This window comes from Pseudomonas sp. CBZ-4 (assembly GCF_000346755.1).
In the GTDB taxonomy this organism is placed as follows: Bacteria; Pseudomonadota; Gammaproteobacteria; order Pseudomonadales; family Pseudomonadaceae; genus Aquipseudomonas.
Map to the genome: position 1 here is coordinate 1 of NZ_ANNV01000174.1, position 13,251 is coordinate 13,251.

The 13,251-nt window shown below is 61.1% G+C and carries 14 protein-coding genes; 2 read left to right on the forward strand and 12 right to left on the reverse strand.

The window, feature by feature from the left end; genetic code table 11:
- Positions 1-530: 530 nt before the first annotated feature.
- Positions 531-1,220 (forward strand): hypothetical protein, encoded by a 690-nt coding sequence (locus B348_RS0127255; protein ID WP_017739190.1) that lies wholly within the window; start codon positions 531-533, stop codon positions 1,218-1,220.
- A 70-nt stretch (positions 1,221-1,290) separates the two neighbouring features.
- On the opposite strand, the gene B348_RS0127260 is transcribed toward B348_RS0127255, so the two are convergent.
- The 3 genes from B348_RS0127260 to B348_RS0127270 are packed head-to-tail and all read right to left on the reverse strand — an operon-like array spanning position 1,291 to position 4,157.
- Complete coding sequence (locus B348_RS0127260) at positions 1,291-1,884, reverse strand: hypothetical protein (RefSeq protein ID WP_017739191.1); 594 nt, start codon at positions 1,882-1,884, stop codon at positions 1,291-1,293.
- Positions 1,881-2,453, reverse strand: a complete 573-nt coding sequence (locus B348_RS0127265) for an RNA polymerase sigma factor (RefSeq protein ID WP_017739192.1) — start codon at positions 2,451-2,453, stop codon at positions 1,881-1,883. The genes B348_RS0127260 and B348_RS0127265 overlap by 4 nt, the downstream gene beginning before the upstream one ends.
- A gap of 36 nt (positions 2,454-2,489) precedes the next feature.
- Positions 2,490-4,157 (reverse strand): VWA domain-containing protein, encoded by a 1,668-nt coding sequence (locus B348_RS0127270; RefSeq protein ID WP_026137104.1) that lies wholly within the window; start codon positions 4,155-4,157, stop codon positions 2,490-2,492.
- A gap of 659 nt (positions 4,158-4,816) precedes the next feature.
- On the opposite strand from B348_RS0127270, the gene B348_RS01000000130370 reads away from it, so the two are divergent.
- Positions 4,817-5,407, forward strand: coding sequence for a M10 family metallopeptidase C-terminal domain-containing protein (locus B348_RS01000000130370; protein WP_050558336.1), 591 nt, complete (start codon positions 4,817-4,819; stop codon positions 5,405-5,407).
- A gap of 73 nt (positions 5,408-5,480) precedes the next feature.
- On the opposite strand, the gene B348_RS0127280 is transcribed toward B348_RS01000000130370, so the two are convergent.
- The 9 genes from B348_RS0127280 to B348_RS0127320 form a co-directional block, all read right to left on the reverse strand.
- A complete protein-coding gene (locus tag B348_RS0127280; protein WP_017739194.1) occupies positions 5,481-6,131 on the reverse strand; it encodes a DUF799 domain-containing protein in 651 nt (216 codons plus the stop codon).
- Positions 6,128-6,490: a DUF4810 domain-containing protein gene (locus tag B348_RS0127285; RefSeq protein WP_017739195.1), complete on the reverse strand. Its 363-nt coding sequence runs from the start codon at positions 6,488-6,490 to the stop codon at positions 6,128-6,130. The genes B348_RS0127280 and B348_RS0127285 overlap by 4 nt, the downstream gene beginning before the upstream one ends.
- 29 nt (positions 6,491-6,519) lie before the next feature.
- Positions 6,520-7,200 carry a CsgG/HfaB family protein gene (locus tag B348_RS0127290; protein ID WP_017739196.1) on the reverse strand — a complete coding sequence of 227 codons (681 nt, stop codon included), beginning with the start codon at positions 7,198-7,200 and terminating at the stop codon, positions 6,520-6,522.
- A gap of 44 nt (positions 7,201-7,244) precedes the next feature.
- On the reverse strand, positions 7,245-7,826 hold the full coding sequence (locus tag B348_RS0127295) for a hypothetical protein (protein ID WP_017739197.1): 582 nt from the start codon (positions 7,824-7,826) through the stop codon (positions 7,245-7,247).
- A gap of 219 nt (positions 7,827-8,045) precedes the next feature.
- Positions 8,046-8,636, reverse strand: coding sequence for a hypothetical protein (locus B348_RS0127300; protein WP_157356566.1), 591 nt, complete (start codon positions 8,634-8,636; stop codon positions 8,046-8,048).
- Positions 8,633-9,421: a signal peptidase I gene (gene lepB / locus B348_RS0127305; RefSeq protein ID WP_017739199.1), complete on the reverse strand. Its 789-nt coding sequence runs from the start codon at positions 9,419-9,421 to the stop codon at positions 8,633-8,635. Before lepB ends, B348_RS0127300 begins: the two co-directional genes overlap by 4 nt.
- A gap of 9 nt (positions 9,422-9,430) precedes the next feature.
- A complete protein-coding gene (locus tag B348_RS0127310) occupies positions 9,431-9,733 on the reverse strand; it encodes a hypothetical protein (RefSeq protein ID WP_017739200.1) in 303 nt (100 codons plus the stop codon).
- A gap of 139 nt (positions 9,734-9,872) precedes the next feature.
- Positions 9,873-12,461, reverse strand: coding sequence for an autotransporter outer membrane beta-barrel domain-containing protein (locus B348_RS0127315; RefSeq protein WP_017739201.1), 2,589 nt, complete (start codon positions 12,459-12,461; stop codon positions 9,873-9,875).
- A 330-nt stretch (positions 12,462-12,791) separates the two neighbouring features.
- Positions 12,792-13,196: a hypothetical protein gene (locus tag B348_RS0127320; RefSeq protein ID WP_256204509.1), complete on the reverse strand. Its 405-nt coding sequence runs from the start codon at positions 13,194-13,196 to the stop codon at positions 12,792-12,794.
- Between the last annotated feature and the right edge of the window lie 55 nt (positions 13,197-13,251).

Below are 13,251 nucleotides of genomic sequence, written 5' to 3' on the forward strand. Positions count from 1 at the left end.
GCAGCTATCGAGGAGCTGTCAAACTGGGTTGAGCAAAGAGGATCGACGGAAGTGGCACAGAACATTCGAGGGGCACTGGATACCCTGGATGAAAATGCAGGATTCATCACCCTTGCGCTCGCCTCACTGGCGGCGGAAGGTCGAACGAAGAAGTAACGACTCAGCTGGAAGGCACCACATCAGTAACCATTTGGTGTTGCTTTACCCTACGGGGATGCCACGAAAAAAGTGGCCAGAAGGAAGCGCCGTGTATGCCCACGTGTATGCCTAACTGACACGTCATCAAAAATACCCAATGAATACGGGCCTCTTACTGCCCAGTTCAAACGACGCCGGGGCACCATACACAGATGAAAAAGCCCCAGGTCGAAAGGCCTGGGGCTTTTTTGTGGTCGCTGGGAACCAGATCTTTGACGGTTTACACAGATAGAGACTGCCAGCTCTCCCTGGCAGCTCTTCTTTCAACTCCCAGCGGATAAATGCCTATGTTGTCACTTAACAATCAGCCCCACTCCGTAGTGCCAGGCACTATGACTTCACCCACAGAGTCCACCAAGACCAGCGCCGCCGCCCAAACCAAAAGCCATGCGGGGTTCGGTCAGGACCCCCTTCACCCGCAGATGCAACAAGAAATTCTCAGTTTTCTGCAAAGCATGAAGCCACCACCCAGTCTCGACGCGATGCGAGACCAAGTGCCGGCTGACGAGTGGAAAAGCCTTGAGGGCGTAGCAACCCGTGAGCTGAACGCGATGCTCAATACGCCGATGGGCAAGGAAATGTCGCACGCTCTCCAGACCAAGTTCGGCGGCTCGACGTTCAACGCTTTGACGTGGGGGATGGCGGGGCTCGCCAGCCAGATGGTCGATTCGAGTCCGGACAGTAACAACTATTCCATAAAAGGCTTTGACTGGGGCGCGGGAGACAGCAGTGCAGCCAACACTTTCGAACATCTAAAAGCGTTCTTGGTCAAGCAAGGACAAACAACGCCTGAAATGGCGGGCACCGTTGCCTATCTGCAGCTATGGAAGTACTCGCCGGCGTCTCTCCTGAGGAATATCCCGGACTATGTGGATATGTCCAGCCTGGAGTGGGAGAAGGTATCAAACAAAGTGGACACGCTCATGTTGGAACATCCGTTGAAGACCCTGGGCATGACCTATAGCGACATACTCGACCTGATAGACCCCACCCGAGTCGAAAAAAGGGTGGCCGAGTTCTAAGCCAGACTCGCGCCCGCCAGCGTCGAGTGACTGGCGGGCCACAAATTGATGCAGGCGCGATGTTGCGCACTCAAGGTTTTTTCAGCGCGTCCAACCGCGCAGGCAAGTCTTCTGCGCGAAAACGCTCATGCAATAGCAGTAGCTTTTCATCCGCCTCCTTGGTCTGTCCTGCCTCACGCAGTCGCACAATCTCCCGCAACCCCTCCTCCAATGAAGGCAACACCACCGGCGCACGCTTGCTGAGTTTGGCGGTGGACTCATCTGCCATCGAGCCCATGACCTGCACACTCTCGGCCTTGGACGCAGCAGCCATACGAGCCACCGGCGCGGGGGCGGACATCATGGGCGGCGGCGGGCTGGCGGCTTCTTCGTGGAGCGCGGAGAAGGTCGCGCTGGATATTTCCGGCTGTGGCACGGGCGAGCGCGTGACCACGCCAACCATCAGCGCCAAGCCTGCGACGGTGGCGAACGCCATTTGCCAGCGCGGCCGTTGGCAGGCTTGCAGCCAGCGTTGCCACAGGTTCGGTTGCGGCACCGGGGCTTCGCGGCGGGCGGTGGCGAGGATGAACGCGTCGAGGGACGCAGGTGGCTCACCCGTGCTGTGTTGACGGAAGTGCTGAAGCAGCACGTCGTCGGAATCTGGCGTGTGTCGGGAGTCGGTCATGCGGGTATCTCCTCGGCCAGCAGGCGGCGCAGTTTCTGCTGGGCGTAGCGCAGGCGGCTTTTTACGGTTTCCAGCGGGGCGCCCGTGAGGGTGGCGATTTGCGGCACTTCAAGGTCGCCGTGCAGGCGTAGCAGGAAGACTTCGCGCTGGTCTTCTGGCAGGTCTAGCAGGGCAGCGTCGAGCCGTGCCTGGTCGCGGCTCAGGCTCAACTGCTGCTCGGGGCCGGCGCGGTCGTCGGCCTGGGCGTGCAATTGCTCGTCGTAGCTGTCGTGCAGCGGGTTGTGGATGCCGTGCTTGCGCCAGTGGTCGATCAGGCGGTTGCGGGCAATCTGGAACAACCACGTACGAAAACTCGCCCGGCCCTGTGGCTGGGTGGTGCTACGGATCAGGCTGAGCCAGGTGTCCTGGAATATTTCCTCGGCCAGTTCGGTTTTGTTGCTCAGGGACACCAGGAATCGGTACAAGCCTTGGCGGTGCCGCGCGTACAGGGCCTCGAACGCGGCACCGTCCCCGGTTCGATAGCGGGCCAGCAGCGATTCGTCGCTGGGTGCGTCTTCTGGAACGGCCATGTCGATGGCGAACTCCTTTCGATGGATCAATGCAGGTTACCTGTGGGAGCCGGGCTTGAGGCTCTGCGCCAACTCCACCAGTTGCACAAACTCATGGCGCAGCCCAAAGGGGTCATCGCCGAGGGCCGAGCGGGCCAGTGCAGCAGTGTCCCGCAAGCTCATGCTGCCAGTGTAGCGGCCATCGTCCTGGAGCTGTTGGGCGAAGGCGGCCACGGCAGCCGAGAAACGCAGGTCGGCGCTGGCCTGGGTGGGCGGGTTATTGATAGGCCGCTCGATCAGCTTGCTGTCACCGCCGGCTGCAGGCTTGTAGCGCACACGCAACATGGCCAGCTCATCGGCGTTGTTTTGCGCCTTGGACCCGGCAGCGTAGCGCAACGGTTCCAACCAGCCCTTCTCGCCAGCCGGGACGATTTCATACAACGCAGTGAGCGTATGCCCCGCACCAATCTCACCCGCATCAACCTTGTCGTTGCTGAAATCCTCACGCTTCAAGGCGCGGTTTTCATAGCCGAGCAAACGATATTCGCTGACGCGCGCCGGGTTGAATTCCACCTGCAGTTTCACATCCCGTGCCACCACCGCCAGGGTCGAGCTGAGCTGGTCCACCAGCACTTTGCGCGCTTCACGCAGGTTGTCGATGTAGGCGTAGTTGCCATCACCCGCGTCGGCCAGTTGTTCCATCAAGTGCTCGTTGTAGTTATCCACACCGAAGCCCAAGGTGGTGAGGGACACGCCGCTTTTGCGCTGCCGGGTGGCCATCTGCTTGAGGCTGTCAAAATCGCTGACGCCCACATTGAAATCACCGTCGGTGGCCAGCAGGATGCGATTGATGCCGTTGTCGATAAACCCTTCGCGGGCCATCTGGTAGGCCAGTTCGATACCCGAGGCGCCCGCCGTTGAGCCTCCGGCGGCCAGCTGACTGATGGCGTTGCGGATCTTGGCCTTGTCGCGACCGGAGGTGGGCTGCAGCACCACGCGCGACTCGCCGGCGTAGACCACCAGTGACACGCGGTCCTGATCGCGCAACTGATCCACCAGCAAGTTCAGGGTGCTTTTCACCAGGGGCAAGCCTTCGCGGCGGTCCATGGAGCCGGACACGTCCACCAGAAACACCAGGTTGGCCGGCGCCAGGTCCGCCACCGCACGATCAGACGCCTGGATGCCAATACGCAGCAGTTGGGTGTGTGGATTCCAAGGCGTAGCGGCGACTTCAGTACTCACGCCAAAGGGCGAGCCATCGGTGGGCAATACGTAGTTGTAGGGGAAGTAGTTGACCATTTCCTCCAGTCTTACGGCTCCTTCGGGCGGCAGACTACCTTGGTTGAGGAAGCGTCGTACGTTGGCGTAGCTGCCGGTATCGACATCCACGCTAAAGGTCGAGACGGGCGTTTCGGCAACCCGCTGCACCGGGTTGTCCGGCAGGCGCTCGTATTGCTCACCAGGCTCGCTGCGATATGGGCTGACCCGCTCGTCACTCATCATCAGCGGTGCCGCCATGGGCGCGGAGGCCGCGCGCTTGACCAGAGCACCTTCGACGCGCACCTGCTCGCTGGGCGGTGCGAGACCGGGCATGACCTCTGCGGCCTCGGTGGGCTTGGCAGCGTTTGGGGACGTGGACACGCCACAACCCGCCAGCGCCATCCACGAAGCGATGGCGAGGCCTTGTGCGACGGGACGCAGGAGCGGTTGGAAATGACGAGACATGGCGGCTGAACCTCGAGGGGTGAATGATGCGTTCACTCCTTCAGACGCGACAGGATCGGTGCTCGGGTTAAACGCCGAGTTTTTTCTTAAACCCCTTCGGCAGATAACGCGGTCTTGAAAGGCGGTGTGTGGTTCTTTTGTTGTCCATCGGCCGGATTTTCGAAAAAAGACCAGACAAATAAAGTGGGAACTCGCCCTGCGCCAACCCACGAACAGAAAAACCACACTCCAGATAGCTGCAACCACGTGCGACAGCGACTCTTAAACCACCATCAGGTAATAGTTGAACGATTGGAGTCCGGTTTGCGCAATGGCAACTTATCGCACCGCAAAAAGACTTTGCCTACAGACTCGACCAAGGATAAAAACAAGCCGCGTTCAACGGTATAACAATGAAAATACATTCTGGTGTACCTGCGTTCTTCACGCCCTACAGCGCCCCGCCGCGCCCACAACGGTTCTTTCGCCCATTCAATACTCTGACGGTCTTTCGCCCCTTCATCCGCCCCTTTATCACTCACCCCTGGGTGCGAACTCTCACGCGCCCAACCCTTCGCCCGACGCCCCCGCCCGACCCCACGACGCCGCCACCTCCCGAGCGCCGTACACATCTGCCAAGTCCAGATAGGCCCAGCCCCCCGACCTGGGATGGCAAGGACATGACCCGGCGGCCGGACGATCCTTACATCGCCAGGATCAACAAACGCTCCTACGATAAACAACAGATTATCGACCAGCTCACACACGGCGTGCCGACCTGGCGCGATACCAATCAAAACAACCAGACAGAGATTTCCTACGCCTTCAACAACGGTGGGTTCAACATCGCCTGTATCTGGGACGGTGACGGCAATGACGCGGGCAACCGCCTCACCGGTGGCCCCGGCGCGGACCAGAAGCGCGGCGGTGGCGGCGCGGATACATTCGTCTACAACGACGCCCGTGACTCCACCCCCAAGCCCCCCGATACGATCCTGGACTTCACCAGCGGCACCGACAAGATCGATGTGTCCGGCGCCCTGCGAAAAGCCAAGGCCCCTGCGCTGAGTTTTGTCCAGGCCTTCAGCGGCAAGGCAGGCGAGACACTATTGGCGTATGACGAAACCACCGGCACGGGCAGTGTCGCCATCGACCTGGATGGCAACGGCCACGCCGACCTGCTGATCAAGACGCATGGGCAGGTCAAACCCGACGACATCGTTCAAAGCGTTGCAAGCAGCCGTTATCGCCTGAACGACCGACGCGACTGAAAGCGTGGCCCACAACGACAAAGGCCCTCCCCGATCGATGCCGGGAAGGGCCTTTGCCTGCGGAACCGAGGACTTAGTCGGTACCGTATTTCGGATTACGCGGACCGTACAGGATCCCCGTGCGTTGCCCCGGCGACAGCAGGCGCGCACTGGTGATACCGGCAATCGGATGCGCCGCGTCGGTAGAACTGTTGATCACCTGCTTGACCGCCGCCGTGATCAGCATGCCCACCAGGCCGCCGCCATTGTTGTTGCCTTCCTCGCTGGAGGCCCGCGCCGAGCCGGTCCACAGGGTGGTGCCGGTGCGCAGGTCGACCAGTTTGGCCGAGGCCGTCACCGCTGTGTCGCTCGCGATCAGCATGTACTTGGTGCCGTACTCGGTAACGGTGATGTACAGCGCCGCGTCCGCACCAAAGATGTCATGCAGCTTGGTTGGCGGCAGAGCCTGGATATCGTTGGCGGTGGTCAGGCCGTTCTGGCGGAAGGTTTCGTCCACCAGGGCAATCGGCAACACGTAGTAACCGGCTTCGGCCAACGGGTAGGTGACTTGCGACACCAGGCTGTAGGACGCCTGCACTTCCGGCGACTCATTGAGCGGCGGCAGCACCAGGATCGACTTGGGCCGCGCCTGTTTGTACGCGGTGTAGTCGATGGTCTTGGGGGCCGCGCAACCGCCGAGCAAGGCCAGGGCCAGCAAGGCGCCAGTGAGTTTCAATAGGCTCATTTGGTGGCGACTCCGGTCTTGGCGTTTTTCAGCAGAAAGTCCATGTAGGAGGCGGACTCGGGGAACAGTGCCTTCTCGGTGCGGAATTCCTGCACCATCTGGTCGTCCTTGCCCATGCTCAGGTACAGCATGCCCAGGTGCGCGTGGTAACCCGGCGGGGCTTTACGGCCACTGGCGTTGATCTTCTGCAGATCCCGTTCCAGCGCCTCGACCTGCGCTTCCTTGGGCTCGCCCTTGAAGTATTCGTAAACCTGCGGCTGGTAGCTTTCCCATTGATACAGGGGCTGGGGCGCCGTGTGGCACCCGGCGACTACTGCACTTGCTGTCAGCATCAGCGCCAACTTCACTGCCTTGCTCATCCGTGTACTGCTCCTTGAGGTGTTGCTGATCAGTTGCGCGGGTTCCAGGCGCCGGCGTTGATGCCGTCCACCAGGCGGTTGATGGCTTCGCGCATGGCCAGGTCCAGGACCTTGCCATTGAGGGTGGAGTCGTAGCTGGCGGTGCCGCCGAAGCCGACCACTTCACGGTTGGACAGCGCATATTCACCGGCGCCCTGGGTGGAATACACCACTTCGGAAGTGCTGATGTTGACGATGTTCAACGCGACTTTGGCGTAGGCCACCTGGGTCTTGCCACGGCCGAGGATGCCGAACAGCTGGCGGTCGCCGGTTTCTTTGCGGCCGAACTCGGTGACGTCGCCGGTGACCACGTAGTCAGCGCCCTTGAGCTTCTGTACGGTGCCTTTGATCGCGGCTTCCTGGGAGATTTCGCCCATGTTGTCGCGGTCCAGCACGCTGAAGCGGTTGGTCTGCTGCAGGTGGGTGATCAGGATGGTCTTGGCCTGGCCGCCGAGGCGGTCAACGCCATCGGAGAAGATGCCGCGCATGTAGCTGGAGCGGTTGTCGAATTTGCCCACGGCGATCGGTACACGCACGCCGTTGTAGACGACACCGGCGCTGGCGACTTTTTCCACCGGCAAGGCGCGGTTGCTCTCGGTGGCGCAACCGGCCACGCCGAGCAGCGCTGCGGCGGTGAGGCCCGACAGCAGGATTTTGGACAGTGCTTTCACAGAGTGCTCCTAGAGTGAGAAATCAGCAGGTGCAGCAGGTAAAACTAACGAGTGGGAATGTTGCGGATGTCGTTGACGATGTCGCGGCTATAAACACTGAAGTAGAAGCCTTCGACACTGGCGTTGCTTTTATTGGTCACCAGGGCGCCCATGGTCTTGTACTGCTCGAAGTTGCCGATCACGCCGCCGGGCACCTGGTCATACAGGGCCTTGGAAAAGTGCAGCACCTCGGTGCCGTTCTTCCTGACCGCGACCTTGTAGCTGAAATCGACACTGAGCAGCAGCTTGTTGTCATCGACGATCAGGGTGGCGAGCCCGCCTTTCGAGTCCTGGATATGGCGCGTGTACACAATGTTCATATCCAGCAGATAGTCGGCCTTGTCCTTGCTGGTGGCATAGCGATCTGCTTCGAGCAAGCGTTTCACCATATCGACACCCAGCGCTTGGCGAACCTTGTCGTCGGGCAGGAAGCGCTCATTTTTACCCACCACCTCAACATCAAACGTGTCGAGCCAGAAGGTTGCAGTCTTGGGAATGGTGACCGGCGCCGGAGAGATGTAGTAATCCGGCTTGGAGGCGCAGCCCGCCATGAGGCAGACGGCGAAAAAGAGGACGAGCAAGCGCATGTATGAATTCATCCCTGAACAGTATCGAGCTTTAAACAATCGCGGCATTTTACGGAGTTAAGAGGGGTTCTCAAGTGTATTTGGTCGGTTGCGTGCGCTGTCACTCGGCATTGTCGTTGCCTGAGCGACCGCCATCGCGGGCAAGCCCGCTCCCACAGTTGACTGCATTCCAATGTGGGAGCGGGCTTGCCCGCGATGGCGATAGCCCAAACACCGCAATTATTGCGGCCGGCACACGTTGTAAGCCTGGTTCTCGGCGACTTCCTCCATGTGATGCCCAATCACCGTATTGAGCACCAACTGCCGCTCCGACTTCCCGGTCGCACGGTACGCCGAGCCCTGGGCATCGGTCTGAATCCGGAAACCGCCATTCGCCAGTTGCTTGACCAGTTGCACGCGCCTGGCCCTATCGCCATTGCCGCGATGATCGCTCGGCGACAGGAACACGTAGCGCTCCTGCTGCAACAGCCACACCGGCCGATCACTGCTCTCGCTGGCAAACACGTAGGCACAATCCACCGTCGCCACCGGGAAACTGGCCTTGCGCACATAGTGCCCGCCCTCATACCCCACCAGCGTGACAAGCCCGGGTTGCACCACGGCCACCGCGTCCTCGGTCTGCACGCCGTCTTGAACGCCGTAGTTCGAATAGGCCCAGCGCAACGGAATGAACTGCGCCGGGGTTGCCGCCAGGGCGAGGTCGTGGTTGATCCGCGCCTGATCCTCGGCACCGCGATAGGGCACGCCCTGGCAGCCGGCAAGCGCGGCGAGGCAGAGCAGCATCACGCTTCGGGTGAACGTCCTGCTCATGGGAACGTCGTCCCGATGCGCGACCGTTCACTGGAGAACCAGATCCCGGTGATCTTGCCGACCACATCCTCAACGGCGACCTGGCCCATGAAGCGGCTGTCGTTGCTGTTGTTGCGGTTGTCACCCAGCAGGTAGACGTGACCCGGCTCGACTTTAACCGGCGCCAGCTCCATCGACGCCGCGCCGTTCACCCGGTCTGCCGGCGCGTGGAACAGGCCGAGGTTTTCGCCGTTGTGGATCAGCTCGCCATTGTCGATCGCCAAGGTGTCGCCGCCCACGCCGGCCACGCGCTTGACCGCCTCGGTGCCGTTCCAGCGGTACACCACGATGTCGCCGACCTTTGGCGCACCGGCCTTGAGATCGGAAACGATGTAGTCGCCGATCGACAGCGTCGGCGCCATCGAGCCCGACGGAATGTAGTAGTTCTTGAAGCCCAGCAACGGCCCCCGCAGCACTTCCAGCAGCACGAAGGTGATCACCATCAGCACGCCCACATACAGCGCGTGGAAGCGTTTGCGCGGCACATCCGGCGGGCCGTCGTAGCGACGCGCCAACACCGCCGCCACAATCGCCGAACTGAGCTTGACCGCAATCGCGAAGGCGGCAAACACGTACAGCCCGATGGGCGACGCGATCAGGCCGCACACGCCGAGCAACACGACGCCGCCGTACAAAATCGCGGCGACCCAGATCGCCCATTTGATCCGGCCCACGTAGACCAGGCCCCAGCCCGCCACGAGGCAGGACATCAGGAAGGCTTGCAGGGAGAGTTTTGCGGGTTTCATTGAGGGTCCTTAAGGAAAATTGGTATCCACAAAGTGTTGCGCGAAGTCTTCAGCGTTGATCGGGGTACCGGCGCTGGCAAACTTCTCGGCGTTGGTGCGCCATATCTCTCTGATCTTGTCGGCGACCGTCGCGGGGAAATCCATTTGTGCCTCGATCACCGCCTGCCAACTGCCCGACACGCCGTACACCTCGTGCAGCTTGGGTTCCATGGCGCGCAAGGTCGCCTGTTGCTCATCGCTCAGCTCACCGATGGCGGCCAGGACATAGCACTCCAACAGCCGCAGGAACGGCTTGCCCTCATATCGATTCATAATCCCTCTCCAAAATCACACCGCCCCTGTGGCGAGGGAGCTTGCTCCCGCTGGAGTGCGCAGCGCTCCCAACAATTCTGGGGCCGCTTCGCAGCCCAACGGGAGCAAGCTCCCTCGCCACACGTTCAGTGGTTACCCGTTAGAACGCGTACCGCGCCTTGAGCATCACGCCATCGGCGTCAAAACCACTGCGCGCCTGACGCGTGTAGCTGGCGCCGACGGTAAAGTCCGCCACCTGGTAATTCACGCCCACGCTGGCTTCATAGCTGTCACGCGCCACCGACGCACCGGTGACGGTAAACGCCGAACCACCCAGCACATAGTTGGACGTCTGCGCGACACGATCACCCATCAGGTCGTGATACGCCATCAGTGTCGCTTCCGGCTGCAAGCTGCCCGCGCCCATCGGCAGGTTCCCGGCCAGGCGCACACCGGCGCCCAACTCACCCACTTCATACCGCTGCGAACGGGTGCTCAGCGCGGCCGACGAACCCTTCTCGTCATAGCCGTCCATGCGCACATTGGCATAACGCGCGGCCACCCGTGGCTCAATTACTACCGCTTGCGACGGCTTGAAGCTGTAGCCGCCGATCACGCTGGCGGACAACACGTTGCTGTCGTAGCTGCCCTTGGCCGTGGTGCCGGCGATGTGGCGCTTGCTCTGGTTGTCGTTATGCCCGTAGCTGAGGCTGCCATCGACAAACCAGTCTTGCAGCGACCAGTTACCGTACAGCGACAGCGCGTGGCCTTCGACGTCGGTCTTGTTGCCCAGATCGGAATGGATGTTGGAGTTGAGGTAGCTGTAGGCCACGCCCAAGGTGGTGGTGTCGTTGACCCGACCGTCCACACCCACCGCCATGCCGCTGCTGTTGGCCGAGTAGCCGTTGGCGCCGCCGCGACCGTCCTGGTCCATGTTGCTGCTCAGGCCTTGCACCCACACGCCGCCGCGCTGCTGGCTTTCACGCTGCTCGGTGAGGCGGTTGAAGATCGCGCCGTTGACCACGGTTTGCCCGGACAAGGCCACGTCCAGCGCACCGCGGTTGACGTCCGGCTGGAGCTGGTCGCTGATCTGCGCCAATTGCGCGGCCGTGCCGGCGTTGGCCAGGGCCTGGAAGACCTGGTCGTCATTGCTGAGGCGACTGAGCACGTCGTTCTTGAAGGTATTGACCGCCGTGGCCGAAGCAGCGCTGGCGCCCACACCGGCGAGTTCTTCCTGAACTTGCCCGTCGGCCTTGACCGCCACCACGGCCTTGACCGTTTGCGCATCAGCCGAATAGCTGAGCACATCGAGCAGCGCCGAAGCACTGTTCACGGACAGGCCGTTGTCTTGCACGCTGGAGGCTTGCAGCAGGGTGTACTGCCTGCCGTCGTTGGTGCTGGCGAAGTCGCCGGGGTTGGCGCTGACGGTCAGCTTCGAGGCGTTGGCGAAGGTGGCGTTGCCGTTGACCGTCAGGTACGCCGTGGTCGGCACCACGCTGTCGGACAGGTGCATGTCGATGCCGGCGCCGTTGGCGACGTTGAGGTCGCCGGTGATGGCGGTGCCTTGTGCGGAGAGGTTCAGCGAGCCCGAATTGACCGAGACCGGCGCGATGATGCGCGTCCCGGTGAAGTTTGCCTGGCCGGCGACATTGACTGCGTTGAGGTTGAGCAGGTCGCCGACGATGGCGCCGCCGGTCCAGTTCAGCGTCGCCAGGTTGGCGGCGTCCACGGCAACCCCTGAGTTGCTGCGGATTTCGCCAGCTTGCTGGTTGATTTCAAACGGCGAGGTTTGCTCAGCGGCGTTCACCAGGATCGCGGTGCCGTCAGCGGTGATGGTGCCACGGTTGACGATGCCACGGGCGCCGCTCGCACTGTTGGTGGCGAACGTAGCGCCCTGGAACTCGAAGGCGCTGGCATCGGTGCCCTTGGCTTCAAGCGTGCCGGTGTTGAGGATGTAATCGATGGTGCCGTTGTAAAACAATACGCCGCGCGCCTCGCTGCCATTGGCAGAAACCAGCCCACTGTTTTCGATACGCAGCGCGCTGGTCACGGTTTCCACCTCAATGCCCAAGGCATACTCACCGGTGGCGATGATCGAGCCGGAGTTGAGGATCTTGCCGCCGATGGTGGTCGGGGTGGCGCCGTCGATATCAAGGATCAGACCCGTGGCGCCACGGCCGTCCATGTTGATCACGCCAGTGTTGGAAACGTCGCCGCCAATGGTGGTGCCGTGCAGGTAAATACCTTCGCCACCGCCCACGAAACCCAGGGTCGGTGCATTCGGCTGCGGCGCCGTCGAGCGGATCGTGCCCGAGTTGATCACACTGCCGCCAATGGTCGCGTCGCCGATCTCCAATCCTTCATAACCGCCGTGGCTCATGAGGATATTGCCGGCCTGAATCACGTCCCCCGTGATAGTGCTGGTGGGCAGGTTGTTCGGGCCGGCCCAGTACATCGGGTCGATGGTCATCGCACGGAGCGTTTTACCTTGCGAGTCCAGCGTAATGTCGGCGCGGTTGATCAGCGAACCCTGGATGTGGGTATCGGTAAAGCCCAGGCCCGCTGGCAGGGTGGTGCTGGGGTCGACCACTTGGGACAGCTGCCCGGTGATGGTGACGGGCTCGTTGAAGGTCTCACTGGCCCAAATGTTTTTTCCTTGGCCCAGGTCGAACTCAACGGCCAGCACCTGTGTGCTGATTGCGCCAACCATGATGGCCAACAGGGTTTTCTGGAACGGCTTGCGCTTCATTTCTAACTCCATGAACGACGGCTCACTGCCGCCAAAAGGCCCGGCGGCAGTCGGTGTACCGAGTGAAAGGATCAAGTGATCCGCGTGCATTCCCCCAGGGCGCCCGCATAAAACCCAGGCGCACAGCAACGCACCGCAAGGGGCGGTGGCAGGCAGGGGAATAAGGGGGGAAGGTTCACATCAATCCTTAATGTCATTTGAAAACGCTGCAGTCCATGCAGCCCGACCGGTTATGGGGTGGGCGGGGTAATGACATTGGAATAAACAGAATGTTCAAACGAAGTGCGCAGGGGGTGGCGCTTTGTGAACTGGGTCGCAGTTAGGGAACGGTCATCGACACTTCCACACGATTGCGAAAGGCAGCTCGTCGCTAAGGATTTCAGGCGAGCGAAAATAATAAGCAGCAGACGCGTGCTCCAGGCTCTTGTGGATAAATGCACCGTCAGTCATCACGCGGTAGGAGGCGCATTCCATAAACGAGCCCTCAGCTAGCGCGTTTTTTATCTGGCCATAGGTCCCATCGGCCCCCACCGGCAACAATTCGGTCGGTGGCGGGCGTACAGCCAGGTCATCGTTTTCAATGTCCATGGAGTACGCTCTGCGAAAGCCAGGTTCACTGCTGGCCCAGTAGACGGATACCAACCGGTGCTTTTCATTTCCCTCATCGAGAAAAGCATCCGCCAGGAGGTATTGATCGTCTGAAATTTTATAAACGCCGTCTTCCAAAGCGAGCACACACGGTTCTCGTACGTCGACGATGTCCCCGGTTCTTGAGCTGTGCAGCGATGAC

Excerpts from the sequence above, each read along its gene's own strand:
- B348_RS0127285 (WP_017739195.1), bottom strand. The coding sequence starts at position 6,490 with ATGAGCAAGGCAGTGAAGTTGGCGCTGATGCTGACAGCAAGTGCAGTA.
- B348_RS0127270 (WP_026137104.1), bottom strand. The coding sequence starts at position 4,157 with ATGTCTCGTCATTTCCAACCGCTCCTGCGTCCCGTCGCACAAGGCCTC.
- B348_RS0127280 (WP_017739194.1), bottom strand. The coding sequence starts at position 6,131 with ATGAGCCTATTGAAACTCACTGGCGCCTTGCTGGCCCTGGCCTTGCTC.
- B348_RS0127265 (WP_017739192.1), bottom strand. The coding sequence starts at position 2,453 with ATGGCCGTTCCAGAAGACGCACCCAGCGACGAATCGCTGCTGGCCCGC.
- lepB (WP_017739199.1), bottom strand. The coding sequence starts at position 9,421 with ATGAAACCCGCAAAACTCTCCCTGCAAGCCTTCCTGATGTCCTGCCTC.
- B348_RS0127300 (WP_157356566.1), bottom strand. The coding sequence starts at position 8,636 with ATGAGCAGGACGTTCACCCGAAGCGTGATGCTGCTCTGCCTCGCCGCG.
- B348_RS0127315 (WP_017739201.1), bottom strand. The coding sequence starts at position 12,461 with ATGAAGCGCAAGCCGTTCCAGAAAACCCTGTTGGCCATCATGGTTGGC.
- B348_RS01000000130370 (WP_050558336.1), top strand. The coding sequence starts at position 4,817 with ATGACCCGGCGGCCGGACGATCCTTACATCGCCAGGATCAACAAACGC.
- B348_RS0127310 (WP_017739200.1), bottom strand. The coding sequence starts at position 9,733 with ATGAATCGATATGAGGGCAAGCCGTTCCTGCGGCTGTTGGAGTGCTAT.
- B348_RS0127260 (WP_017739191.1), bottom strand. The coding sequence starts at position 1,884 with ATGACCGACTCCCGACACACGCCAGATTCCGACGACGTGCTGCTTCAG.
- B348_RS0127295 (WP_017739197.1), bottom strand. The coding sequence starts at position 7,826 with ATGCGCTTGCTCGTCCTCTTTTTCGCCGTCTGCCTCATGGCGGGCTGC.
- B348_RS0127255 (WP_017739190.1), top strand. The coding sequence starts at position 531 with ATGACTTCACCCACAGAGTCCACCAAGACCAGCGCCGCCGCCCAAACC.